This window comes from Paenibacillus nanensis (assembly GCF_003583765.1).
Taxonomy (GTDB): domain Bacteria; phylum Bacillota; class Bacilli; order Paenibacillales; family Paenibacillaceae; genus Pristimantibacillus; species Pristimantibacillus nanensis.
This window is the reverse complement of sequence record NZ_QXQA01000030.1, coordinates 1-26,160: the sequence shown is the minus strand read 5'-3', so window position 1 is coordinate 26,160 and position 26,160 is coordinate 1. Positions and strand designations below refer to the sequence as shown.

The window sequence follows — 26,160 nt, the reverse complement described above, 5'->3', positions numbered from 1 at the left end:
TTGCGGGGGCTGCGGAACGTAACCGAGCAAGCGCTGATGACCGCAGCGGTCCAGAACATGAAAAAGATCGCCTTCCATCTAGACCGGAAGGCGAAAGAGGCGTAAGCCATCTTAAAACGCCTCAAAAACAACTGAAAAAACAAAAAAGAAACCCCGACGTTTGAAAAAACGTGGGGTTTCTCTACAATCTGAAGTCCCGCATTGCGGGGCTTTTTTGTTTTTTTAGAAAAAAATTTGATTTTAAGTGCTACTAAATTGTAGTTTACTGCGTCTTAATAATGGGACGGGTCTGGATAGGGCTAAGCGATGTCGTCTTCTGCGGAAAAAGAACAAAATTCCGAACATTTTAGCAAAAAAGCAGGGCAAAATGAGCAGCATTACATTTTTTGTCTTTACCCCTCTGGAAAAACTGGGATATACTTATAAGGTGTATGTGATTCTTGTAAAAATTTGTAGTTTGCACTACTAGATTTACAGAATCCAATAGGCAGGAGAGCCTAAGCGGCAGCTTTTCAGTCATCATTCTGCAAGGAAGTTGGGGTACGCATGATCGACATTCATACGCATATTTTGCCGGGTTTAGACGATGGGGCGTCGAATGAACGCGATGCGATCGACATGGCTCGAGCGGCAAGCGCTGAAGGCATAACGACCATCGTTGCCACTCCGCACCACGCGAATGGCAAGTATATGAATTTTGCTGCGGATGTCAGAGAACATGCGGATGGCTTGAATGTCAGGCTGGCGCAGGCGGGCATCCCTATTTCCATTGTCCCGGGGCAGGAGATTAGGGTGCATGATGACTTGCTGGATGCTTGGGGCAGAGGGGAGCTTCTGACTCTGGCAGGCTCTAGATATGTTATGCTGGAAATGCCGTCTTCGCGGATCCCGCATTATATGTCGAGTCTCATCCACGAGCTGCATGTTATGAAGCTTCGTCCGATTATCGCCCATCCGGAGCGCAACGCAGAGGTTGTTGAGCATCCCGAGCGTCTGGAAGAGCTGATCGAGCTTGGCGCATATGGCCAAGTCACAACCCACTCGCTGCTTGGAGGCTTCGGCAAGAAGATCGAGCAGGCGTCGTGGAGGCTGATGAAGCAAGGCAGCATTCATATCGTTTCTTCCGATGCCCATCATGTGGAGCGGCGCGGCTTCCGACTCCGTGAGGCCCATTCGGCGGTTAACCGGGTAATGGGCGAGGAATGGAGCGAATACTTCAAGGGGAATGCGGAAGCTGTACTGGCGGACAAGCCGTTCGGTGAGCAGCCACCCGTCCAAGAGAAGAGCGGTGGGGTGTTCCGCAAGTTTATGGCGGGCTTGCTGAAGAAGTAAGACATTGCGGAAGAACATCATATTTTTACTTAGACGGCAAGCCATGACTTAGGGTTTCACTAGTCATTCATCTTCATGGTGAGTGGCTATTATATCTTACATAGAGGTGATAGAAAGTGAAATTATCGAAGAAACTAGCAGTCACTACGATTGCAGCGAGCGTAGCAATGTCCGCATTCGCCGGCATTCCGCTCAGCAACAAAGGTCTAGCAGAGAAGTTGGGATTTGACGGGGTTGCTTATGCGGCTGCTGCTTCATTCCCGAACTCTACTGTTACGGCGAAGGTTACACAGCTTAGAGACGCGCTTATTGCAACAGACGGGATTGACGAAGTAAGAGCGCTTCGTGTAGCGATTAACAATCTGTCCAATGCACAGAAAGAAGCAATCGCGAACCCGATTGTAGAGAAGTTCATGAAGGATATCCCAGCTGGCGACCAGCCTGCTAAGATTGCTGTCCTGAAGAATTTGTTCGTTGATGCTATGGGTATCGCATACGATCCTAGCCTTACCGAACTCGAAGCACTCCGTCTTGCATACACAGATGAGTTGAACGAGTATGCCGCAGCGGCAGGCGTGACCAATCTTACGGTTGATGACATTGCAAACTACTTCCTGCAAGCTCAAGGGAAGGTAATGGAAATTCTGAGATCGAAAACGTTGCTCGAACTCAAACAATTGCTAACTGATGAGGCTGGCTTCAATTCGCTCCTGGAGGACGTGCTTGCTTCGACTTCCGGCGGTAAAGTTGAAGACATCTTCCTTTACTATGGAGTGACAACAGAAGATGTGGCAGCTACGCTGTCTGCCTTGAAAACGGAAGTAAACGATAATAATAAGTTCGAAGACGCTGCATTGGCTCTGTACACTGCGTACGTTTATGCTACAACTCCTCCAGCAGGCGGCGGCGGTGGCGGCGGAGTTGTCGTTACAAGCCCATCTGTAGAAGTAGCCGAGCTCCAGAAGAAGCTTAGCGCTCTGAAGGACAAGCTGGCTAACGCGACGGACGAAGAAAAAGCTAAGCTGATCGCCGAAGCGGTTAAAGAAACGCAAGCAGTCGTTGATAAGCTGTCCAACCTGGCTAACACGGTATCGATTGTAAACGGCAAAGCGACTCTCGTATTGGATGAGAACAGAGCGTTGGCAGCAATCGAAGGCATTGGTAATGCTCTGAAAGCTTTGAAAGAGATTTCCGGCGAAGGTCTTGGCAAAGTGAAAGTGACAATCAACCTTGGTAATGTAACGGTTGGCGAGGTTGCGATTGGTCTTTCCGACAAAATTGTCAAACAAGCCATCGCTTCCGGCCTGAGCGCCGTATCGTTGAAAGTTGGCGATTTGACCGTTGATCTGCCAGTTGGCGGAACATTCTCGGCAGCGATCGACTTCGCGATTAAGAAGTCCGATGCAACAGAAGAAACAACAGGCGAACTGAAGGCCGCTTCCCAAGTCTATGACTTCAATCTTTCCATTGGCGGTCAAGCAACAACATCCTTCGATCAACCAATCGTTATCCAAATTCCGCTTGGCAACACAGAAGGACTGGACACTGAATTGCTGTCCGTTGCGAAGATCGTTGACGGCAAGCTTGAGTTCCATGGCGGCCGCGTAGAGGGCAACAGCATCATTGAATCCCGTGATACGTTCTCCTCTTATGTAGTTGTAGAGAACAAAGTATCGTTCGATGACGTTGCAAGCGTAGAAGCATGGGCTGGACGCGCAATCGAAGTAGCGGCTGCGAAAGGCGCAATCAACGGCAAAGCCGAAGGCGTATTCGATCCGTCCGCTAAGGTTACTCGTGCAGAATTCGCGAAAATGCTTATTCGCGCACTCGACCTGGAGAACGGCAGCGCTAAAGAAGGATTCGCTGACGTTAATGCTTCCGACTGGTTCGCTCCATATGTAGCGGCAGCTGCACAACAAGGTATCATCAATGGACGTTCCGCAACGAAGTTTGACCCTAGCGCTAACATTACTCGCGCAGAGATGGCTACAATGATCGCACGCGCACTGCAAGCAAAAGGATTTGAAGAAGTAGCTGATGTTGAAGGCGCACTGGAGATCTTCTCCGATGCGGGTTCGATCAGCGACGCACTCAAAGCCGGCGTAGCATTCGCAGCATCGAATGGTATCGTTCAAGGCAATAACGGCAAGTTCGCGCCTAACGACAACGCAACGCGCGCACAAGCTGCAGTTATTATTTATAACGCACTTAAAGCTTAATAGCACGAAAACTATATACCATAATCTTCCTCCCATGTAGGTGGGAGGAAGATTTTTTTCAGAAACTATCGCACTCGCCTAGAAAATAGGTTATCATTACAGTAGGATATAGTTCTTAAGACTTACAAAATTAAACAACTTACAACATGCTATATCCAACGGAGGAGTAGTAAGAGTGACTAACGAACTAGATTTGCGACAGTACATGATGATCCTGCGGAAGAGATTGCTTGTTATCATCTCATTTGTAGTGATATGTTCCGCAGCAGCCGCAGCCTACAGCATTTTTTTGAAAGACAAAATGTATGAGGCCTCCACTAAAATTATCGTGAACCAAACCTCTTCACAGCTTGCGACTACCCAATTGGACATCAACCAAATTAACACGAATATACGAATGATCGATACTTATAAAGAGATTATCAAAACACCGGCCATCCTGGATAAAGTAGAAGAGCGGTTTCCGCAGCTCGGCTTTACCGCGGAGCAGCTTGCCCGCAAGATCAAGGTAAGCTCGGTCAATAACACGCAAGTGATGACGCTTGTCGTTCAAGATGCGGACTATCGCAAGGCCGCAGAGACAGTCAACGCGGTATCAACCGTGTTTCAAGAAGAGATCCAACACATTTTCAAAGTAGAGAACGTGTCGATCTTAAATAATGCGGATGTGGAAGCCCAGCCGAGTCCCGTCTCTCCCAATGTACCGCTCAACATCGCGATCGCGTTTGTTGTATCGCTCATGCTTGCTGTAGGAGTTGTGTTCTTACTTGAATACTTGGATGACACGATCAAGACGGAAGCGGATGTTCAGGAGTACCTTGGACTCCCGACCTTGGCTATGGTATCCAAAATGAATTCGGAGGAGGCTCACACAAGCCAATCGCAGAAAGCAGTTCATACTTACAAGGCAGGTGAATTAGAGCGTGTCACGCTTGAAAAATAAGCGTCAACTTATTACGTTGACCAATCCTAAGTCGCCAATCTCCGAATCTTACCGGTCGCTAAGAACCAACATTGAATTCGCGTCGGTAGATGAGCCGCTGCAAGTTATAATGGTTACTTCCGCTGGCCCGGGAGAAGGCAAATCCACGACCATTTCGAACATCGCGATTACCTATGCCCAGACGGATAAAAAAATCATTCTAATCGATGCTGACTTGCGGAAGCCGACGGCGCATCATACGTTCTCCGTATCGAACCGTTGGGGTCTGTCATCCGTGCTGTCCAAGCAATGCGAATTAGAAGAGGCCATCCAGAAAACAAATGTTCCGAATCTCGATCTCCTTACTGCAGGCGTGATCCCGCCGAACCCGGCCGAGATGCTCGGATCCAAACGGATGTCGGAGCTGATCGCCCAATTGAAGGAGACGTATGACATCGTCCTGATTGATACCCCGCCTCTGCTCGCGGTCACGGACGCTCAAATCGTGTCGACGAAGAGCGACGGCGCGATTCTAGTCGTGGACCAAGGAAGAGTGAAGAGGGATATTGCGAAGAAGGCAGTTCAGAATTTACGGACTGTAAACGCCCGTATATTGGGCGTTGTATTGAATAATGTGAAACGAAAAGCAAGCGAAGAAGCCTATTATTACTATTACGGCGCGCAAGATAACGAATAGACCGGTTATTGTTCGCAGTTAGTGGAGGGTATGTCTCAATGAGTAATCGAAGAAGAATGTATATCATACTAGTTGTTGATGTTGTCATTATATGGGCGGCTATTGCTATTTCGTATATGTTCCGCTTCAATGGCAGCATCCCTCCCTACTATGAACAGCAAATGTACGGATTCGCTTTAATCACGACCGCAATCTGCGGATTAAGTCTCGCATTCTTCCGAATGTATAGAAGGATGTGGCAATACGCCAGTATCGGCGAAATTATCGAGCTCATAAAGGCCGTCATTATTGGGATGACCGCCTCATTCCTAGTGACCTCGATTGCATTCGGCAAAGAGGTTCCGCTCTCCATTGCAACACGTACCGTCGAGCTTATGCTTCTGTTTATGGGCGGGTCGCGATTCTTATGGCGGCTTATCCGGGTGAACAGAACGGCTAAGATGGAATTAACTCATCATATATTAGTTGTTGGCGCCGGCGATTGCGGCGCATTAATTGCAAAAGAAATCATGTCGAGCAAGATGTTTGCAGGCAGCCGTCTCATTGGGTTTATAGATGACGACCCTCATAAGCAGAGCATGCGGGTTGTCGGATATCCTGTTCTGGGTAATCGCTATGACATCATAGAGATTGTCCATAAGTATCAGGTCCATGATATCGTCATCGCCATGCCTTCCAGCAAACGCTCAGACATTACCGATATTATTAACATTTGTACAATGACCAAGGCGAAGGTCAAAATCATTCCCGCAATCAACGACTTTATAACAGGAAGGCTCGCCGTCAAAACCTTGCGTAATGTTGATGTTGAGGACCTGCTTGGCAGGGAACCTGTTCAAATCGATTTGCAGGGCGTTATGGATTATGTGACAGATAAAGTTGTGCTTGTTACAGGTGCAGGCGGCTCCATCGGTTCCGAATTGAGCAGACAGATTGCTGCTTTCAAGCCGAGGAAGCTGCTGCTGTTAGGACATGGCGAGAACAGCATCTATACGATCGAGATGGAGCTTCGAGCCAAGTTCCCTGACGTTAAGCTGGAGACTGTCATCGCGGACATTCAAGACCGTCCAAGGATGGAGAGTGTGTTCCGCAGCTTCAAACCGCAGGTCATCTTCCATGCCGCAGCTCACAAGCATGTGCCGCTAATGGAGCGAAATCCGTCTGAAGCGGTGAAAAATAATGTGTTTGGCACTAAAAACGTCGCGGATTGCGCAGACAAGTACGGAGCGGAGCGCTTCGTCATGATCTCTTCCGATAAGGCTGTTAACCCAACGAGTGTGATGGGCGCGACGAAACGAATCGCAGAGATGTACATACAGAGTCTTAACACTTCGAGCCGGACTCAATTTGTTGCGGTACGTTTCGGTAACGTCTTAGGCAGCCGAGGCAGCGTAATCCCAAGGTTTAAGGAGCAGATTGCGGCCGGCGGTCCGGTAACCGTTACTCATCCTGACATGGTACGCTATTTCATGACCATCCCGGAAGCGGTACAATTGGTCATTCAAGCCGGAGCGTTCGCTAAGGGCGGCGAGATCTTTATCCTTGATATGGGCAAGCCGGTTCGTATTCTGGACCTTGCCAAGGATTTGATTCGGTTATCTGGCCTGGAGCCGGATGTCGATATCAAGATCGAATTTACAGGCATGCGCGAAGGGGAGAAGCTGTTCGAGGAGCTGCTAACCGAAGCGGAAGCTACGACCGCTACTCAGCATGAGCGCATCTACGTCGGACAGCCGCTAGAAATCAGCCAATCCGAGCTTGAGCTCCAGATGAGACGATTCGAGAAGGTGCTCGGCGAGGACCGCAACACAGTCAAAGCGGCCATTGAAGCCATCGTTCCCTTCTATTCCAACGTTTCATAAAGCAACCAACACGTGATCGGAGGAATTAATATGCGTAAGAAGAGATGGAAGAAGATCTTAATTTGGACAGTATCTATTATCCTCCTATTAGGAATAGGAGGATTATTTACAGCTAACTATATGATGGACAAGATGATAGCCTCGCTAGCGGATAGTCTCGAGAGCGAGTTAATAGAGGATACGTTGGCAGAAGCCCCTGTTGAGACGGACAAGCCAACCGGCGAAGCGCCAACACCATCAAACACAACGGAAGACCCGCAAAATACCCCCACACCAAACGAAGAGGCCACAAACGGAGGCAGTGCTTCCAGTGATACGCCTTCTTCAACAACGAAACCAGCTGGGGATTCCGAATATACAGCTGAAATATCAACTGATAAAGCGAAGAATGTTCAAGAAAAAATTACGGTAAGTGAAAAAGCAAAGCTAGCTTCTGTCTTCCTGAAAGAGCTGAGTATGGACGATATTAAAGCATTGCAAGAGTTGGCGAGTGGTGGACTCAACTTGGAGGAGAAGAAGGCAGCGAGGTCACTCATTCTCGAGAAACTGTCTCCTGAGCAGTACGACGAGCTTATTCAAATTGCTAAGAAGTATGGGATGAGTCAGGGTAAGTCTTATTCCGAGGTATCTAAAGAAGAATAAGGGGCAATGTAAATTGTTTTTGTTGTATTGAAGCTAATAAATTTAAGAACATTATAAAAAGAAACTGCAAAAAAATTAAGAAAGACTATTAATAAAATAAAAATATCTTCAGGGAGTGTTGTTAATTGTATTTACAATTAAAAAGGATGGGAGATATATTTTTATCGTTTTTGGGTCTAATAATACTCTCTCCTATTTTTATAGTTCTAGCTATTGTAATTAAACTTGACTCCAATGGTCCTGTGTTTTTCAAACAAAAACGAGTCGGAATTCATAAGAAGCACTTTTATATTCTTAAATTTCGTACAATGAGAGTAGATTCACCGAATGACATGCCGACTCATCTGTTAGAAAACCCAGAGCAATACATTACAAAAGTCGGGAGGTTCCTTCGTAAGACAAGCCTTGATGAGTTACCGCAAATCTGGAATATTTTTATAGGCCATATGAGTATTATCGGTCCAAGACCGGCGCTATGGAATCAGTATGATCTAATCGAACTTCGCGATAAATATGGCGCAAATGACGTTCTTCCGGGACTTACAGGGTGGGCGCAGATTAACGGACGAGATGAGTTGCCGCTAGACGTAAAGGCGAAATTGGATGGGGAATACGTTAGGGCGATTGGTTTTTTAATGGATATAAAATGTTTCTTTGGAACTTTTGTTAGTGTAGTGAAAAGTGATGGGATTGTTGAGGGTAGTACTAGCCAAAAAAGGAACCAAGAAGCTGCAAGTTTTAAGTAGGGTAAGGAGAAGGATTTAAGATGAAAAGGATCCTCATAACAGGGGTTGGAAGTTATGTTGGAATGAGAGTTAAGCGATGGCTTGAAAACTATCCAGATAAATATCGTGTAGAAACCATCAGTTTACGAGATCCTAGCTGGAAAGATAAAAAGTTTACATCATACGATGTAATATTCCATGTTGCCGGAATTGCACATGTTTCTACGGATCCCAGCATGGAGGATTTATATTATGCGGTCAATCGCGACTTGACATATGAAATTGCATTAAAAGCAAAAGCTGAAGGAGTAAGACACTTCATTTTTATGAGTAGTATTATTGTGTATGGTGACGGAAATGGCAAAACCATTAATCACCTAACTTTGCCTACACCAAGTAATTTTTATGGAAAGAGTAAGTTACAGGCAGAAGAGGCAATTAGATCTATTGAGGACGATAAATTTAGAGTTGCAATTATAAGAGCCCCAATGATATATGGGAAAGGCAATAAGGGGAACTATCAAAAACTATCAAGAATAGCACAAAAGACGATTGTTTTCCCTGATTTTGAAAATGAGAGAAGTATGCTACACATAGATAATTTATGTGAATTTGTTAGACATTTAGTTGATTTTGAGGATGCAGGGATTTATTATCCACAAAATCGTGATTATGTAAAAACAACTACAATGTGCAGGTTAATTGCAGAAATGCATGGGAAGAAAATCAGATTTACTAGGGTATTTAATCCTCTCATATCTCTAGGAATATCTAGATTGGCAATAGTAAATAAGGTGTTTGGAAACCTGGCATATGAAAAGGAAATGAGCAATTATAAGGCAGAGTATTGTATAAGAGACTTTGAAGAATCAATTAAACTAACTGAGCTATAGCTGTGAAGGGTGAGTCGATCATTGAAAAAACATATTCTGGTAATAGCTCAATACTTTTATCCTGAACAATTCCGTATTAATGATATCTGTACGGAGTGGATAAAGAGAGGTTATAAAGTTACTGTTATAACCGGTATACCTAATTATCCTCGAGGCAAGTACTATAAGGGATATGGTTTGTTTAAAAAAATGAAAGAAACGTACAATGGTATCAGGATTATTAGGATTCCGCTTATTCCTCGCGGAAAAAATGCCATAATGATGGTACTAAACTATATCTCATTCGTAGTTTCCGGTTTTTTTTGGAGTCTACTAACTAATATAAAGGCTGACTTAGTCTTTATATACGAGGTTTCGCCAATGACTCAAGCATTACCTGGTGTATGGTATTCAGGTAGAAAAAAGATTCCTTGTTATTTATATGTCACGGACTTATGGCCAGAAAATGTGGAAATTGTCGCAGGTATTAAAAATAAAATAGTTCTAAATGCCATAGGTGCAATGGTTGATTATATATATAAGCGGTGTGATAAAATTTTCACTTCATCACGTAGTTTTATCAAAGCTATAAATGAGCGGGGTGTGGAGCTTGATAAGCTTGAGTTCTGGCCACAGTACGCAGAGGACTATTATAGGCCACTTGAGAAAGAAGCGGTTAAGGTGCCTCACATATTGCAGGATGGTACCTTTAATATAATTTTTGCAGGTAATATAGGGATGGCACAAGGATTGGAAATACTTCCGGATGTAGCGAAGTTGTTAATGGAAAAGAAAGTAAGGGTACGATTTAACATTGTTGGAGACGGTCGATATAAATCCGCTTTGATTAGTAAGGTAAGTGATTATGGCGTTACAGAACTGTTTAATTTCATTGACAGTCAGCCTGCAAGCAAGATATCGGAATATATGGCAGTATGCGATGCAACGTTAATTAGTCTCGCAAAAAGTAAGGTGTTTTCCATTACAATTCCCGCTAAAACTCAATCCTGTATGGCTTGTGGTATACCAATTATAGTTTCGGCCGATGGTGAGGTACAAGAGATTATTACAGAAGCAAACGCGGGACTATGTAGCGATGCGGGAGATATTAAGGGTCTCGTACAAAGTATACAAACATTAGTAAGCTTATCCCGGGAATCCCTCTCTGAAATGGCGGAAAACTCTAGAGACTACTATGAAGCAAATTTTGATAAAAAAAAGTTGCTGGATCGAATGGACAGATGGTTTGATAATACGGGCGAAAAGAATGGAGCAAAAGAACATGTTCAAAAATAAAACTCTTTTAATAACTGGCGGTACTGGATCATTTGGTAATGCTGTGATGAAGAGGTTTTTACATACAGATGTAAAGGAAATTAGAATATTTTCAAGAGACGAAAAAAAACAAGATGATATGAGAAAGCTTTACAAAAATGAAAAGCTAAAATTTTATATCGGAGATGTACGGGATTTAGCGAGTGTAAAGAATGCGATGTACGGAGTAGATTTTGTCTTCCATGCAGCAGCACTGAAACAAGTGCCTTCGTGCGAATTTTTTCCACTAGAGGCTGTAAAGACTAATGTTATTGGAACTGATAATGTTCTTACCGGTGCTATTGAAATGGGTATTAAAAAGGTCATTTGTCTTTCAACAGATAAAGCGGCATACCCAATTAACGCTATGGGGATTTCAAAGGCAATGATGGAAAAAGTTTTTGTAGCAAAAGCAAAAACTGTCGATCCCCAAAAAACATTAATCTGTGGAACTAGGTATGGTAACGTAATGGCTTCAAGGGGGTCTGTCATTCCTTTGTTTGTAGATCAAATAAAGAGTGGACAGACTCTGACGATCACAGATCCCAATATGACAAGATTTCTTATGTGTTTAGAGGAAGCAGTTGAATTAGTGTTATTCGCATTTAAAAATGCTGAAGCAGGAGATATTATGGTTCAAAAAGCCCCTGCTTCAACGATTGGTGACTTAGCACAAGCCATTAAGGAAATATTTAATGCAAATAATGATATAAAGATTATTGGAACTCGACATGGTGAGAAATTATATGAAACTCTTCTTACTAAAGAGGAACATGTTGTTGCGCAAGATATGGACGGCTTTTTCAGAGTTCCGGCGGATAAAAGAGACCTCAATTATGATAAGTACTTTGTAGAAGGAAATAAACAATTAGAACAAATAGAAGACTACAATTCCCATAATACTGAACGGCTAAATATCGAGCAAATTAAAGAAAAACTCCTTAAACTAGATTACATCCAGGAAGAGTTAAGAAATTGGAGGATAACCTAAATGAAGATATTAGTTCTTGGAGCAACAGGGATGGCTGGCCACACTATTTCAATTTATTTTAATAGTATCGGCCACGAAGTGACAACTGTTAGTAGGAGAAGGTTTGAGTTCTGCAATAATATAGTAGGTGACATTACAAATTTTGAATTTCTCAAAAGTATTATTCAAGATGGAAACTTTGATGCTGTTATCAATGCAGTTGGAATACTGAATCAAGATGCTGAAGAAATGAAGCATTTAGCTGTTCTTATAAATAGCTATTTACCTCACTTTATAAGTAGTATTACCCATAACTTAAAAACAAGGGTTATACATATGAGTACAGACTGTGTTTTCTCAGGAAAAAGTGGACAATATTCAGAAACATCTCTTAGGGATGGGGAAACTTTTTATGATAGATCAAAGGCATTAGGGGAATTGGAAAATAATAAGGATTTAACGTTCAGAACATCAATAATTGGGCCGGACCTAAATGTTAATGGAATTGGACTTTTTAACTGGTTTATGAAACAATCTGGAACAATCAATGGTTATAGCAAGGCAATTTGGACTGGAGTAACTACTTTAACCCTTGCAAAAGCGATGGATAGAGCCCTAGAGGAAAACTTAACAGGACTTTATAATTTGGTAAATAATAATGTGGTCAATAAATTTGAGTTGCTTACATTATTTAATGATTATATAAAAAAAGAAAAAGTAGAAATTATACCTAGTGATTTAATTACCTTGGATAAGTCATTGCGAAATAATAGGAATGATTTTTCTTTCAAAGTGCCTGATTATGATGAAATGATTAAGGAAATGAAAGTTTGGATTGAAGACCACAGAGAGTTATACCCTCATTATTTCATGTAGAGGAGAATAATAATGAGAAAGTTAAAACTTATGACTATAGTAGGAACAAGGCCAGAAATTATTAAGTTGTCAGAAGTTATAAAAAAGTGCGATATATATTTTGATCATAAGTTAGTACATACAGGTCAGAACTATGACTACACTTTAAACCAAGTGTTTTTTGACGAACTCGGAATAAGAGAACCAGACTATTATCTAGACGTAGTTGGAGTCAATCTAGGACAAACTATGGGTAACATTTTATCAAAATCATATGAGCTTCTTTGTCAAGAAAGTCCTGATGCGATACTGGTACTTGGCGATACAAACTCATGTCTCAGTGTAATTTCTGCCAAAAGATTAAAAATCCCAATTTTTCATATGGAGGCAGGGAATAGATGTTTTGATGAGAACTTGCCTGAAGAGATTAACAGAAGAATTGTAGACCACACAAGTGATGTGAATCTCTGCTACACCGAACATGCCCGTAGATATTTGAATTATGAGGGTGTTGCTAAAGAAAGAACTTTTGTGGTGGGTTCACCAATGGCTGAGGTTCTTAAAGCAAATGCTAATAAGATCATTAATAGTAAAGTGTTGACAACTCTTGGATTGCAAAGGAAGAATTATATTCTATTATCCGTTCATAGAGAGGAAAACATCGATAACGAAGACAATTTCATAGCACTAATGAGTGCGGTAAATGCAATGGCAGAAAGTTATAACATTCCAGTAATTTATAGCACACACCCTAGGAGTAAGAAAATAATAGAACAGCGAGGCTTTAACTTCCATCCGAACGTAAGGACGCTTAGACCTTTTGGATTCTCAGACTATAATCATTTACAGCAAAATGCTTTTTGTGTTGTATCTGATAGTGGAACAATCGCTGAAGAGGCTTCGTATTTTAAGTTCCCAGCAGTCTCAGTTAGAACTAGTACTGAGAGACCAGAGGCCTTGGATAAGGGCAATATAATAATTGGTAGCATTACTACTGAAGAAGTATTAAAAGCAGTAACTATGGCAGTTGAAATGCAAGTCAATAATGATATAGGTATTGATGTACCTGGATATGTCGATGACAATGTGAGTATTAAAGTGGTGAAAATTATTCAGAGTTATACATCAATTGTTAATAAAATGGTTTGGAGGAAATGATGATAAGAATAGTTTTTAATGTTGCCGCAGAAAGTGGAGGTGCTCTTTCGGTACTAAATGATTTTTATGAGATTTGTAAGAGGGATGAGGATAACGAGTACATATTTGTTTTAAGCAAACCAAACCTACAAGGATCTAAGAATGTAAAGATAATTAAATTACCTTGGATAAAAAAAAGTTGGTTTCACAGACTATTCTTTGATCATTTTGTAGCCCCACTAATTATAAAAAAAAATAAAGCTGATGAAGTAATCTCCCTGCAAAATACGATAATCCCGTATATAAAGATACCTCAGTCAGTACTTGTACATAATGCTCTTCCTTTCTCACAGTATCGATTTTCTTTGCTAGAAAATAGAGTGCTTTGGGTTTATCAAAATGTATTGAGTAGAATTATATTTAAATCAATAAAAAGAGCGGACCGAGTAATAGTTCAGACTGAATGGATGAAGAGAAAGTGTATTCAAAAGTTAAATATAAACCCAAATAAAATCCAGGTAATGCGGCCTGAAATAAATATACAGGTTGAAAAGACTTATTCTCAATCAAATAATAGTTTAGTAACTTTTTTCTATCCAGCAAGCTGCGCAACATTCAAGAATCATAAGATAATAATTGATGCGTGTAAGAAACTGAAAGAAGAAGAAATATTAAACTTCGAAGTGATATTCACCATTTCCGGCAGGGAAAATAAGCATGCCTCTAATTTATACAGTAGTGTTTTAGAAAATGATATACCGGTAAGGTTTGCTGGTGAAATCAGTAGAGATGAAGTGCTTGAGTATTTCACCAAATCAATACTCTTATTCCCATCTTATATTGAAACAGTAGGATTACCTTTAGTCGAAGCAAAGAGATTTGGTACACCTATACTTGCATCCTCAAGTGAATATGCAGAAGAAGTATTAAAAGACTATAATAATGTTCGTTTTTTTAATCCTTTTAAAAGTGATGAACTCTTAGAATTAATGAAAAGAAAGATACTAAACTAAAATAAAAGATTCAATCTCATGTTAGATTGCGAGGCCATTTGATGCTTTTACAAACCAGTAGTCTAGACAGACTGTCATCATTAAAAGTCCTACTTTTAATGATGACTACAATTATATGCTTATTTGTAAGTGATAAAGAATTATTCCTATCATTATATATTAATGGTTCCTCAGTTACGTTCTATATATTTACACTTTTCATACCGGTTATTTTACTGCTTTTAAATGGAAAATTTTATATTGACTTTATTACTGCGATATTAATGTCAAGATTGGTTATATATATAGTACCATTACTATATACAAATAACGTGGAAGGGTACTGGGGGAACTACTTTGCGGTTGTTGCATCATTTGTCGCATATTTTGTGGCCTCTCAGAATCAAACTAATGGTAATGAAGTTGTACAAAAAAAAGTAAGTATAATACTAGCTTTATTTTTAGTTGTCTCCTCAGCTCAGGTTATCTTTGTATTTTTGAAGTTAACTAGAGAATTTGGATCATTGAACATTAATCTAATGAAGTATTATTTAGTTACGCCCGTCGGGGGATCTAACTACATTGCTTGTATCATTCTTCCTTTATTAATTTTTGTTTGGAATTTTAATACTAATAAATTAATAAAATACTCGTCAGTTATGCTAGCATTAGTCTCCCTAGTAATTATTCAGTCTAAAAATGCAATAATTGTTTTAATTATTTTTATTGGTTTTAAGGTTGCAAAATTATTTGTGAAAAATATGAGATCTTATATTGGTTCGTCTGATAATAAAGCCTTTGGGCTCGGGTTAACATTATTTATTTTTATACTTGGGATCTCTGTAATATACATGATTGTTAATTATGTACTGATGAAATGGAATATGGGAATGTCCTACAACGAATATTCTATTTATGAAATGATTAATGCATTAAGCAGTAATCGTTTAAATGTTTACTTAAGTGAAATGATAAGATGGTCAAATCACATTTTCCTTGGTAATGGGCTGGGTTATGAGTTGGGCTATACAAGAGCTCATAATTGGTTAATAGATTTGTTGGTTCAATCAGGAGTGATAGGTATGGCCTTATATATTGCGGCTTTACTTTTGTGGTTTAGAAAGATTCGTTACGATATTTCTAATAACAAATTTATTAAAGCCTCATTTCTATCGATATTAGTTTTTTTAATACAAGGGCTTGCTGAGGTCTCTATATTTACAATTAGTGTAGATATTTTGCTATGGTATCTAATTGGTCTTTCTGTAGCGGTTGTAAATTCAGTGAGAATGAATAAAGGCTAACTACTGATTAGGGGTATATTGTGGATAAACAAGTTATTAAGAGGGGAATAGTCAATACAATATATGTAATAGGGGCGCAGTCGGTGAGTTTCTTGCTTAGCATTGCGAGGACACTAATGCTGCCGATGTTGCTCGGAGTAACAAACTTCGGTTATTGGAGTGTTTACTTATTGTATATGTCTTATGCGGGGGTGCTTGCATTAGGGTATAACGACGGCATCTATTTAAAATACGGTAAATATAGTTATCAAGACCTTCCAAAAAAAAATTTTAGATCAGGTTTACGGCTATTTATATTACTTCAGTTTGTTATTACTATGCTAGTTTGCATTTTTTTGCTTTTTGAAACCAACTCAGATAAGCAACTGGCATTATATTGGGTCGCAATGAACATACCTATTGCAGGATTAACTGGAGTTTTCATTTATGTACTTCAAATTACTAATCAATTGAAAAGATATAGCTTTTACAGTGTACTAGATAAGGCAATAGTGCTCCTTGCCATAACAGTAGTTTTTTTCTTGAAGATTGATAATTATTTAATCATAATCATCGCAGACACTATTTCAAGATTGGTTGTTTTGATATTATTAACGATTACTTGTAGGCAATTAGTTTTTGGAAAGAGTGAAGGAAGTAAAGCAGCTCTGAAAGAGTTATCTGACAATATAAGAGTTGGAATAAAACTAATGGCAGCTAACTTTTCAGGAATGCTAGTACTTGGTTTAGGACGTTTTATAATTGAAAGATTTGAAAGTGTTGAAGTGTACAGTAAATATTCATTTGCTCTATCAACTACGAATTTAGTGCTAGTCTTTGTATCAGCAGTTGGTCTTGTAGTCTATCCGACGTTAAATAGATTGGAAGAAAAAAAAATTCCTATCTATTTTTCGCAATTTAATAGAATATTATCAATTATAATGTTTGCACTACTAATAGTTTTTTTTCCTTTAAAAATTTTTATAGATATCTATATTCCCGATTACAATAGTATATTCAATTATTTACCCATCGTATTTTCGATAGTATTAATTCAAACAAAAATGCAAATTTTAATAAACCCATTTTATAAAGTGTTAAGAAAAGAGAATGCAATGTTAATTGCTAATATAACTGGGTTGCTAATATCAATTATTTCGATAATTCCGCTCTATCTTATTAACCAGTCTGTGACTATGATTGCCTTTGGGACTATGGTTGCAATGAGTATAAGGTTATACTCGTCAGAATTGTACTTGAGAAAAATTCAAAATATAAAAATTGATCTAAGCAACATGATAACTGAAATCACAGGTGTAATAATATTTATTGTTTGTGCATATTGCTCCAATGTAACGCTTGGTTTTTTATTTTTCTTCCTTATTTACAGTGTTTATCTTTTAACTCAAATCAAAAATATAGGGTTGTTTTTAAAACGTATAGTCAGGAGATGACTCAATGCATATAGTTTTTATTGTTGGAAGCTACTATCCCTACTATTCAGCAGTAAGTAAATGCGTTGGGAACGTAGCAGAGGTGTTGTCCCGAACACATAAAGTGACTGTTATTTGTGAAAAAAATTATATGCATCAGGAAGAAGAAGAAAACTATAAAAACCTGAAAATTTTAAGGGTGGCATCTAAGGAAAAACAAACTCGGGAAATATTGCTGAATAAGGCCTCAGGATTTAAAGGAATAAAAAGAGTATGTCTTAGGGCGGCATTTGACGCATATAAACTACTACAAGTTACACGTTTTCTATTTCTATCAAGGGTGTCAATCAAAACCGAATTAGTAAACCTATACACTAAGAAGCTTGAAGAAATAGAAGGACAAATTGATTTAATTATTCCAGCAAGTATGCCATTTGAGAGTTTAGTTGCAGCTGACAAATATAAAAATACAGTTAAAAAGGATGTTAAGATAGTACCATACTTATTTGATCAATTTGTTGATAGCAGGACATTGCATAGATTTGCTTTGATTAAAAAAATCAAAAGAAATAAACATAAAGAGTTAGAAAATAATATTCTTTCAAATTCACACTCGATTATGGCAATGCATTCTTTTAAAAAATATTTTTTAAATGAATATCCTCAACTTCACAATATAAATTATGTTGAGCATCCACTTATTTTAGAAAATGAAAATACATCAAGTAGTGTAAAATTTGAGCGATTAAAAATATCATACATCGGTGGTTTATACAAAAATTACGTAGAGCCTAATTATGTGTTGGAACTTTTTAAGCAGGGTCAGTTTGAAAGTGTTGAATTACATTTTTATATTATAGGGAATTGCAATCGAATTGTAGATAAGTATAGTAGTGAAAACGCCAATTGGATTGTTAATCATGGTGGTGTTGATAAGAAACGAGCAGAAATAGCTCTTAGAGAAAGTGATTTTTTGATCAGCATTGCCGAGAATAACGGAATTCAGATGTCGAGTAAGATTTTTGAATATATGTCATTCGGCAAACCTATTATCCATTTCTATACGGTAAGTAACGATGTAAATTTAAAAATACTTGAAAAGTATCCACTGGCCCTCTGTCTAAAACAAGATCAGAGTAAAACTGGGAGTAACATTATTAAATTAAAAAGATTTTTAGAGGAAAGTTATAACAAGATAGTTCTATTCGACGAAGTTGTTCGTATTTTTCCTGATGCGACACCTGAGTACACTGCAGAACTAGTTGAAACAATATTGAAGGAGCAGGCAAGATGAGCATTAGCGAAACAAATTTGAGGACTCTGAAGGCAAAAGAGCTTGGCATACTAATTGAGTTTGATAAACTTTGTAAATTATTGGAGATAAACTATTCTTTATCATCCGGTACTTTGTTGGGGGCTGTCAGACATGGTGGATTTATACCTTGGGATGATGATTTAGATGTTTTAATGAATAGAGCAGATTATAATCGATTAATTAACGAAGGGCAAAAGTATCTCCCATCTCATCTATTTATTCAAACGTATGAGACCGATAAAAAATACCCATTGAACTTTGGTAAGATTAGAGATACTTCAACGATGTTGAAGGAATATAGTACACAAAGTATTGATATGGTTACAGGTGTGTACATTGATATCTTTCCAATTGACAAGATTTCTTCTTCTAAATTTATAAGGGTAATAGATAATTACTTAATATCATTAATTTTGTCTCTAAAGTATTCATCAACAATTGAATGGATTACGAGATCTAATAGTTTTACTGGGAAAATGTTAAAAACATTACTTTTTCCAATTGCTAAACTAATCGGAACTCAAAGTTTAAATAAGTTAGAAACATTAATCAGAACTAAAAACAATACGGATGATAATAATCTTACATATGGAGATAGATATACATTACCGGCACATAGACTAAAGGATTCTATGACTATGGATATAAATTTATTTAATGACTTTGAAGAGATAGTATTTGAAAATAGAATGTTTAAAACAATAAAGAAGAAAGAAGAGTATTTAAAAATCATATATGGAGATTACATGCAACTACCACCTGAGGAAAAACGAGTTTTTAGACATGATTTTATAGAAATTGATTTTGAAAAGTAAACTTGAAAGGGATGAGAACAATGCAAGCTATAATTCTAGCAGCAGGAATGGGAAAAAGACTGAAAGAACTAACGAATAATAATACTAAATGTATGGTCAAGGTAAATGGTGTAACTATGATAGAGCGGATGCTCAGACAGTTGGATGAGCTAAATTTATCAAGAATTGTGATTGTAATAGGCTATAAGGGAGTAGAACTCATAGAGTATGTTTCAACTCTAAATATCAACACTCCTTTAGAATTTGTTAATAATGAAGACTATTATAAAACAAACAATATATACTCATTATACTTAGCTCGTAATTACCTCACAAAAGAGGATACGTTATTACTGGAGTCGGATTTAATTTTTGAAGATGCTGTACTTAGAAAAATTTTGGATGATCCGTATCCAAGCCTTGCATTAGTGGCAAGGTACGAAAGTTGGATGGATGGAACAGTAGTGACTATAGATACTGACAAAAATATTAGAAGTTTTTTGGGAAAGAAAAACTTCAAATTCGAAGAGATAAAAGAATATTATAAGACGGTAAATATTTATAAGTTTAGTAAAAGTTTTTCCAACACCCACTATGTTCCTTTTCTAGAGGCGTATTGTAAAGCGCTAGGAGATAATGAGTATTACGAACAAGTATTAAAAGTAATTACACTATTGGAAAAACCCGAAATTAAAGCCTCGGTGCTAGAAACTGAAGCTTGGTACGAGATTGATGATGTTCAGGATCTCGATATTGCCGAATCAATTTTCACAACATCTTCCGAAAATAAATTAGTAAAATTCCAAAAGCGTTATGGTGGTTATTGGAGATATCCAAGTTTAATAGATTATTGTTATTTGGTAAATCCGTTTTACCCCCCCCAAAGACTACTTGATGAAATAAAAGCAAATTTTGAACGTTTAATTACAGAATATCCATCTGGCATAAGTGTAAACAGTTTATTGGCGGCTAAGTACTTTGGACTTAAGCAGGAGCACATTGTTGTTGGTAATGGTGCTGCTGAACTAATTAAATCTTTAATGGAAAACCTTCAGGGCAGGTTAGGAATTATTCTGCCTACGTTTGAAGAATATCCTAACCGTATCGCAACTGAGAATATTGTGGAATTCATTCCAATGAATAAGGATTTAAAATATAACTCGACTGACTTAATCAATTTTTATGAAGATAAAGATATATCTACTCTACTATTGATTAATCCAGATAACCCATCTGGGAATTACCTCAAAATGTCGGAAGTACTTAAACTAGCTGAGTGGGCTAGAATTAAGGAGATTAAATTTATTGTCGATGAGTCATTTGTTGACTTTGTGGATACTGAAGACGACACTACATTGTTAGTTGAAGATATTTTAATTGAATACCCTAATCTGATTGTTGTAAAGAGCATATCAAAATCATTTGGAGTACCAGGTTTAAGGCTAGGAGTACTGGCAACAAATGACGACGAGCTAATCAATTATTTGAAAAAGGATATAGCCATATGGAATATTAACTCATTTGCCGAATTTTATCTGCAGATATTTGAGAAATATAAAAGCGACTATGATTTTGCAATAAACGAATTTAAGAAAGTCAGGATTGAATATATTGAGGCTCTATCTACTATACCGAATCTTAGGGTGATCCCATCTCAAGCAAATTATATACTATGTGAGGTCATTAATGGAAATAAAGCCACAGAGTTAACAAAGATATTGCTTGATAAATATAATCTACTTATTAAAGATCTTTCAGGAAAAAAGGGATTAAGTGGTGAGTATATTAGAGTGGCCATCAAAAGACCAGAAGAGAATAAAAAACTGGTCGAAGCCATGAGAGCTATATTGGGGTAATTGAAATAAGGAGGAGCGGCATGAAAATACTTTCCCATACGGATATAATGAGTCTTAATATAAATCCGATAGAATGTTACCAATGGGTTGAAAATATGTTAAGGAACAAAGAGAGAACAATTTTACCACCCAAAATTAGTATAAAGCCCTCAGAGGATGTTTTTTATAATGTTATGCCCTCACTTATAACTGATAGTGAGGTTGGTGGCCTTAAAGTTGTTACACGATATCCTAACAGAATGCCGACTCTAGATAGTCAGATAATGCTTTTTGATTATTCAAATGGAGAACTAAAAGCACTTTTGGATGGGAACTTCATTACTACTATGCGTACAGGGGCTGTAGCTGCACACTCAGTAAAGCTATTCGCCAAAAAAAAATTTTCAAAAGTCGGACTAATAGGTTTAGGTAATCAAACTCGTGCAACAATTAGAGTATTGCTTTCCTTATATCCTAATAAAAGAATGACATTAAGATTGATGAAATATAAAAATCAACATGAATTGTTTGTGGATTATATCAGAAGCTTGCCTAATGCAATGAATATTGATTTCGAGTTTTGTGATACTTATGAGAGTACAGTAAGAGGAAGCGAGGTCATTATATCATCGGTTACATACTTTGCTCATGATGTATGTGGAGATGCTTGTTTTGAAGAGGGTTGTCTTGTTATTCCGATCCATACTAGAGGATTTATGAATTGTGATTTGTTTTTTGATAAAGTCTTTGCAGACGATACTGAACATGTTAATGGATTTAAATACTTTAATCAATTTAAGAGATACGCAGAGGTAACAGATGTTGTGAATCGTAAAGTAAGTGGAAGAGAAAATGAAAAAGAAAGAATAATTGTATATAACATAGGATTATCAATTCATGATGTAAACTTTGCAGAAAAGATATATAGAATTGCAGAGAATAGGGATGTTGGTTTAAATGTAGAATTTCAGCCACCCTCCAATAAGTTTTGGATCTAGAAGTCAGTTTTATTAAAGATATACTTCGAAGGGTTATAGTTTATATATTAGAGCTGACCATTAATATAGTTTGTAGCCAAGTAAATCGCACTATGGGGTAGAATAGCTACTAATCAAAATTGAATCGTCTAATCGCGCCCTGTCTGATAGGAGAAGCTAGGAAGAAGAAGGGATGCCCAACTTGAAAAAAATTATCTACGGCATTGCCGTCATCTGCTGTATGCTCATCATCTTCTCCCTCTCCCATCAACCGGCCACGCTGTCGGATGAGTTAAGCACGGGTGTCACCGAATATATCCTTGCAGCATTGAAGAGAATAGCGCCGGATGCGGCGATTGATCTGAACAATTCGAACCATATTGTGAGGAAGAACGCGCACTTCTTCATTTATCTCGTGCTAGGTATTCTTGTCGTGAGTACGCTTAGGCGGTTTGGTACCGGCTGGTACCGGGTTGCGGGATGGGCGTTGATGATATGCGTTGTATTCGCGATTACGGATGAGGTGCATCAGATATTTGTCCCAGGCAGGGGGGCGCAGGTGCAGGATGTTCTCATTGATAGCGCCGGGGCTTTTCTTGGGATTGGGTTATATGCGTTGTTCAGTCGTATCTTTCGTAGGAAAGCGAAACAAAATGGATAGATGCGACGTCAAAGTAGCTAGCGGTAAAATCTTCATAAGGAGAATCATGCCAGGTTCACAGACAAGTTATTTTTGGGCCTGCATGAGTGATTAGTTGTGATGCCAAAACAAAAAGTATGGATTCTATCAGCTGCAGGGCTGATCGTGATAGGTCTAGCCGTTTATGGCGGTATTAGCCTTACCTCCAAAATGAATCAAGTCAAAGAGCTGAATACGCAAATTGCGGATGCGGAGCAAACGGACGAGCAGCCTGGGAGAGAGGATCAGGCGAACGAAGACACGCCGGAGCAGACAGGGCAGCAGGAACCGACGCCCGCGGCCACCGATTCCGGATCGGGTAACAACCAAGGTAAACCGGCTGCTAGCCCGAATAATTCCTCTGTCCCAACATCCTCTAGCGGTAACGCCGTCACTCATAATCCGTCACCTTCTGCTACCCCCAAGCCTAATGCTGGCGGAAAAGCGGGAGCAAGCGAGCAGCCGCAGGATAATACGGACAAAAAGGCAAAGCGCAAACAGGAGATCGATGCGTCGACGACAACCAAGATGGAGGGACTGCGAGCAACTTGTTCGGCCAAAAGCAGCAGCTTAGTGGCACAGATCAAAGCGGAGATCAAAGGGAACGAAGACACCGCGGTACAGACCATTCAGGAGAAGTTCCTGACGAAGGTTATCGAAGCCGAAGCGGAGTGCGACGCGAAGTTCAGCCAACTGGTCGAGGAAGCGAAAGCGCAATATGAAGCCGAAGATCTCGATGTGCAGTCGTTGCCGGATTGGAGCGCTGAGTATGAGGCGGCCAAGACCGATGCGCGGTCAGCTGCTTTAGTGGAGATCGCAAACGCCATAGGTTCCTAATCTTATCTACATAGAATGGAGTTTATTATGAGAAAAAGCCGAATTGTTTGGATCGGGCTGCTCCTTATTGCAATGCTGGTGACAGCGCCGCTTAACGCATTTGCAGCCGATAAGCCGAATTCTACAGTCGTGAACATTAAGACACAGAACGTAAAACTTAACTTTGACGGGCAAGAGCTGAAGCTGCCCGAAGGGCAATATGCTTTCATCTACCAGGGCAGAACGTATGTGCCGATTCGTTATATTTCATATGCACTGCTGAAACAAGTTGGTTGGGATGCAGCGGAGAATAAAGTAACGGTGTCGGAACCGACAGAGGAGGAGCTTGCGGAGCTGAAAAAGCAGCTGCAGCTTGTTGTGTCCGGTAATACGAAACCGAAGGATCCGGCAACGATCCCGTTCAAGCCCAAAGCAGCGAAGCTTGTGTTCGACGGCAAGGAGAAAAAGCTGCCAGCCGGTCAATCGCTTTACATCTATAAGGGTTCGATCTATGTACCGGTGCGATTCCTATCGGAGTCGGTCGGGACGGAGATCAATTGGGATCCGGAGACACGGACGGTGAAAGGCGAGTCGGCAGCCTACCGCGAAGAGCAAGGCGGGGATTCGAAGACGCCGGATGGTGAAGCTGAGAACGGCAAGCCGGGAGCGGGCGGAGGCGGAGCGCCTGCGGCGAAACCTACGTATGAGGAAATAACAGCAAGCGCGGAAGCTGCTATGACGTCGCTGAAGGCAAGCTGCCAAGCGACTTTGATGTCGCTGGCTTTGAGTTATTCCGGAGCGGATGATGCGGGCAAAGCGACGATCAAAGCACAAGCCATTCAGGAAATCGACAGATGCACCGCGAGTTTTAATGGAATTCTAGCCGACACAAGCGCTAAGCTTACAGCGAATGATTACAGCACCGCAATTATAGAAGAATATCGTGCTGCATTCCAAGCAGAACTGGATGCTGGCCGTCAGTTAGCCGAAAACTTATAATTAATTGGTATAGGAAAAGCGACCTTCAACGAAATGTCCTGACGATCAGGAGTTTCATTGGAGGTCTTTTTTTGACTCACAGGAAAGTACATCCCTGTCCAAGTTTTGAATAGGAACGTCATGGAAATCTAGTAAAAACGTATTTGTTTTTGTAGAAAAACATGGTAACCTATTAGCAACGAGCAAAAGCAAAAACTTTATACGATAATGGCAAACCTATCGAAAGGTAGGGACGCAAAGCTATTGGGCCTTCTAACAAGATGGCAGCCAGGCCGCCGAAGGGAGTTTTTTGTATGAGAAAGCTTGTCTTTGTTTTGTCTGCATTTTTATTGTTGTTGGCGTCTATTCCAGCTACCCATGCTTCCGCAGAGACCGGTAAAGCCGCCGGTTGGCTAGATGCCAAGAAGGTGTCGCAAGGGATAGCGGCTATTTCTTACGAGGTCAATGCGAAGGTGAAAACCAAGCTGATGATCGCGAAGGGCAAAGAATCGTACACGTACAATCTCACGCCCGGTTCCAAGACGGAGCAGTTCCCGTTGCAGCTCGGTAATGGCGAATATAAAATCACCATTTTGGAGAACGTATCTGGGAAGTCGTATAAAGCTGTAGCGCAAGAAACAGTGAAGCTGAACCTGAAGGACGATAAAGTCGTCTATCTGAACTCGGTTCAAAACATCAACTGGTCAAGCACCAGTAATGCAATCGTGAAAGCGCAAGAGCTAACCAAAAACAAGAAGACGGATGAGGATAAAATTAAAGCGGTCTACGAGTATATTACGACGAACATCGCTTATGATGATAAGCTGGCAAAGACGGCCACAGCGGATTATTTGCCGATCATCGACCGTACGCTTAAGACGAAGAAAGACATTTGCTACGGGTACGCCTCTCTCTTCGCCGCTATGCTTCGCAGCTTGAATATCCCGACGAAGATGGCTATGGGCTATACCGACTACATCGATCAATACCATGCTTGGAACGAGGTATATGTGAACGGCAAGTGGATGACGATCGATACGACTTTAGACGCGAGCTTAAAGAAAGCGAAGAAAAAGACCGTCATGTACCGGGATGCCGCGAAGTACACCAAATCGAAACAGTACTAATCCATTTCTTATAGAAGGCCTGCCGGATTAGGCAGGTCTTTCGTTTGGAAGAAAACGATAGGGAAGTTGAAAGTCGGCTCTAATCGACCGTGTTCACTTAGTTGGTATGGATTGCTTTAATATGTAGGGACACTCGAAAAGATAGTCGGGTAAAAAACTTTTTAAAAAAAGGGTTGCATTCGTATAGGCAAACGTGATATATTATCTAAGTCGCCGCTGAGACACGGGCGACACGGAAGAAAAAGATTGTTCTTTGAAAACTGAACAACGAGCGAAACTGCCCTGTTAATTCGGTAACGAGTTAATAGATATAAGAAGTTTTCGTACTCGGTTTTAGCCGATGCGAAAAGCTTCAAGCAACAAACGTAATGAGCAATCAAACAC

The 26,160-nt window shown here is 39.8% G+C and carries 23 protein-coding genes and 1 riboswitch; all 23 genes read left to right on the top strand.

The features are described 5' to 3' along the window. Nucleotides 1-546 precede the first annotated feature (546 nt). Nucleotides 547-1,332, top strand: a complete 786-nt coding sequence (locus D3P08_RS26730) for a tyrosine-protein phosphatase (protein ID WP_119603193.1) — start codon at nt 547-549, stop codon at nt 1,330-1,332. 116 nt (nt 1,333-1,448) lie between these two features. Then, entirely contained in the window at nt 1,449-3,551 is a 2,103-nt protein-coding gene (locus tag D3P08_RS26725) for an S-layer homology domain-containing protein (protein ID WP_119603191.1), read from the top strand. A 175-nt stretch (nt 3,552-3,726) separates the two neighbouring features. Then, a complete protein-coding gene (locus tag D3P08_RS26720; RefSeq protein ID WP_119603189.1) occupies nt 3,727-4,494 on the top strand; it encodes a YveK family protein in 768 nt (255 codons plus the stop codon). Continuing rightward, entirely contained in the window at nt 4,475-5,170 is a 696-nt protein-coding gene (locus tag D3P08_RS26715; protein ID WP_119603187.1) for a CpsD/CapB family tyrosine-protein kinase, read from the top strand. The genes D3P08_RS26720 and D3P08_RS26715 overlap by 20 nt, the downstream gene beginning before the upstream one ends. A gap of 38 nt (nt 5,171-5,208) precedes the next feature. Further along, nucleotides 5,209-7,032 (top strand): polysaccharide biosynthesis protein, encoded by a 1,824-nt coding sequence (locus D3P08_RS26710; protein ID WP_119603185.1) that lies wholly within the window; start codon nt 5,209-5,211, stop codon nt 7,030-7,032. 30 nt (nt 7,033-7,062) lie between these two features. Then, nucleotides 7,063-7,674, top strand: coding sequence for a hypothetical protein (locus D3P08_RS26705; RefSeq protein WP_119603184.1), 612 nt, complete (start codon nt 7,063-7,065; stop codon nt 7,672-7,674). Between the two features lie 125 nt (nt 7,675-7,799). Beyond that, nucleotides 7,800-8,420 carry a sugar transferase gene (locus D3P08_RS26700; RefSeq protein ID WP_119603182.1) on the top strand — a complete coding sequence of 207 codons (621 nt, stop codon included), beginning with the start codon at nt 7,800-7,802 and terminating at the stop codon, nt 8,418-8,420. 20 nt (nt 8,421-8,440) lie between these two features. After that, on the top strand, nt 8,441-9,292 hold the full coding sequence (locus D3P08_RS26695; protein WP_119603181.1) for an NAD-dependent epimerase/dehydratase family protein: 852 nt from the start codon (nt 8,441-8,443) through the stop codon (nt 9,290-9,292). Between the two features lie 21 nt (nt 9,293-9,313). Further along, nucleotides 9,314-10,567, top strand: coding sequence for a glycosyltransferase family 4 protein (locus tag D3P08_RS26690; protein WP_119603179.1), 1,254 nt, complete (start codon nt 9,314-9,316; stop codon nt 10,565-10,567). Further along, a complete protein-coding gene (locus D3P08_RS26685) occupies nt 10,554-11,576 on the top strand; it encodes a polysaccharide biosynthesis protein (RefSeq protein ID WP_119603177.1) in 1,023 nt (340 codons plus the stop codon). Before D3P08_RS26690 ends, D3P08_RS26685 begins: the two co-directional genes overlap by 14 nt. Beyond that, nucleotides 11,577-12,431 carry an SDR family oxidoreductase gene (locus D3P08_RS26680; RefSeq protein WP_119603175.1) on the top strand — a complete coding sequence of 285 codons (855 nt, stop codon included), beginning with the start codon at nt 11,577-11,579 and terminating at the stop codon, nt 12,429-12,431. A 12-nt stretch (nt 12,432-12,443) separates the two neighbouring features. Further along, the gene (gene wecB / locus D3P08_RS26675) at nt 12,444-13,568 is read left to right on the top strand and encodes a non-hydrolyzing UDP-N-acetylglucosamine 2-epimerase (RefSeq protein WP_119603174.1); all 1,125 of its coding nucleotides are present in this window, start codon (nt 12,444-12,446) and stop codon (nt 13,566-13,568) included. Beyond that, the gene (locus D3P08_RS26670) at nt 13,568-14,560 is read left to right on the top strand and encodes a glycosyltransferase (protein ID WP_162848612.1); all 993 of its coding nucleotides are present in this window, start codon (nt 13,568-13,570) and stop codon (nt 14,558-14,560) included. The genes wecB and D3P08_RS26670 overlap by 1 nt, the downstream gene beginning before the upstream one ends. A 41-nt stretch (nt 14,561-14,601) precedes the next feature. After that, nucleotides 14,602-15,843, top strand: a complete 1,242-nt coding sequence (locus tag D3P08_RS26665; RefSeq protein WP_119603171.1) for an O-antigen ligase family protein — start codon at nt 14,602-14,604, stop codon at nt 15,841-15,843. Between the two features lie 20 nt (nt 15,844-15,863). Then, on the top strand, nt 15,864-17,276 hold the full coding sequence (locus D3P08_RS26660; protein ID WP_162848611.1) for an oligosaccharide flippase family protein: 1,413 nt from the start codon (nt 15,864-15,866) through the stop codon (nt 17,274-17,276). 4 nt (nt 17,277-17,280) lie between these two features. Beyond that, nucleotides 17,281-18,549 (top strand): glycosyltransferase family protein, encoded by a 1,269-nt coding sequence (locus D3P08_RS26655; RefSeq protein ID WP_119603168.1) that lies wholly within the window; start codon nt 17,281-17,283, stop codon nt 18,547-18,549. Continuing rightward, nucleotides 18,546-19,385, top strand: coding sequence for a LicD family protein (locus D3P08_RS26650; RefSeq protein ID WP_119603167.1), 840 nt, complete (start codon nt 18,546-18,548; stop codon nt 19,383-19,385). The genes D3P08_RS26655 and D3P08_RS26650 overlap by 4 nt, the downstream gene beginning before the upstream one ends. A 20-nt stretch (nt 19,386-19,405) precedes the next feature. Beyond that, nucleotides 19,406-21,220, top strand: coding sequence for an aminotransferase class I/II-fold pyridoxal phosphate-dependent enzyme (locus D3P08_RS26645; protein WP_119603165.1), 1,815 nt, complete (start codon nt 19,406-19,408; stop codon nt 21,218-21,220). A 20-nt stretch (nt 21,221-21,240) separates the two neighbouring features. Then, a complete protein-coding gene (locus D3P08_RS26640; protein WP_119603164.1) occupies nt 21,241-22,197 on the top strand; it encodes an ornithine cyclodeaminase in 957 nt (318 codons plus the stop codon). Nucleotides 22,198-22,378: 181 nt separating this feature from the next. Continuing rightward, nucleotides 22,379-22,837 (top strand): VanZ family protein, encoded by a 459-nt coding sequence (locus D3P08_RS26635; protein ID WP_240647760.1) that lies wholly within the window; start codon nt 22,379-22,381, stop codon nt 22,835-22,837. Nucleotides 22,838-22,933: 96 nt separating this feature from the next. Then, nucleotides 22,934-23,692 (top strand): hypothetical protein, encoded by a 759-nt coding sequence (locus tag D3P08_RS26630; RefSeq protein ID WP_147381859.1) that lies wholly within the window; start codon nt 22,934-22,936, stop codon nt 23,690-23,692. Between the two features lie 27 nt (nt 23,693-23,719). Further along, nucleotides 23,720-24,670 carry a copper amine oxidase N-terminal domain-containing protein gene (locus D3P08_RS26625; RefSeq protein WP_162848610.1) on the top strand — a complete coding sequence of 317 codons (951 nt, stop codon included), beginning with the start codon at nt 23,720-23,722 and terminating at the stop codon, nt 24,668-24,670. Between the two features lie 199 nt (nt 24,671-24,869). Beyond that, a riboswitch (cyclic di-GMP riboswitch) is annotated at nt 24,870-24,950 on the top strand. Nucleotides 24,951-24,963: 13 nt separating this feature from the next. Beyond that, a complete protein-coding gene (locus tag D3P08_RS26620) occupies nt 24,964-25,776 on the top strand; it encodes a transglutaminase-like domain-containing protein (protein ID WP_119603158.1) in 813 nt (270 codons plus the stop codon). Nucleotides 25,777-26,160 lie beyond the last annotated feature (384 nt).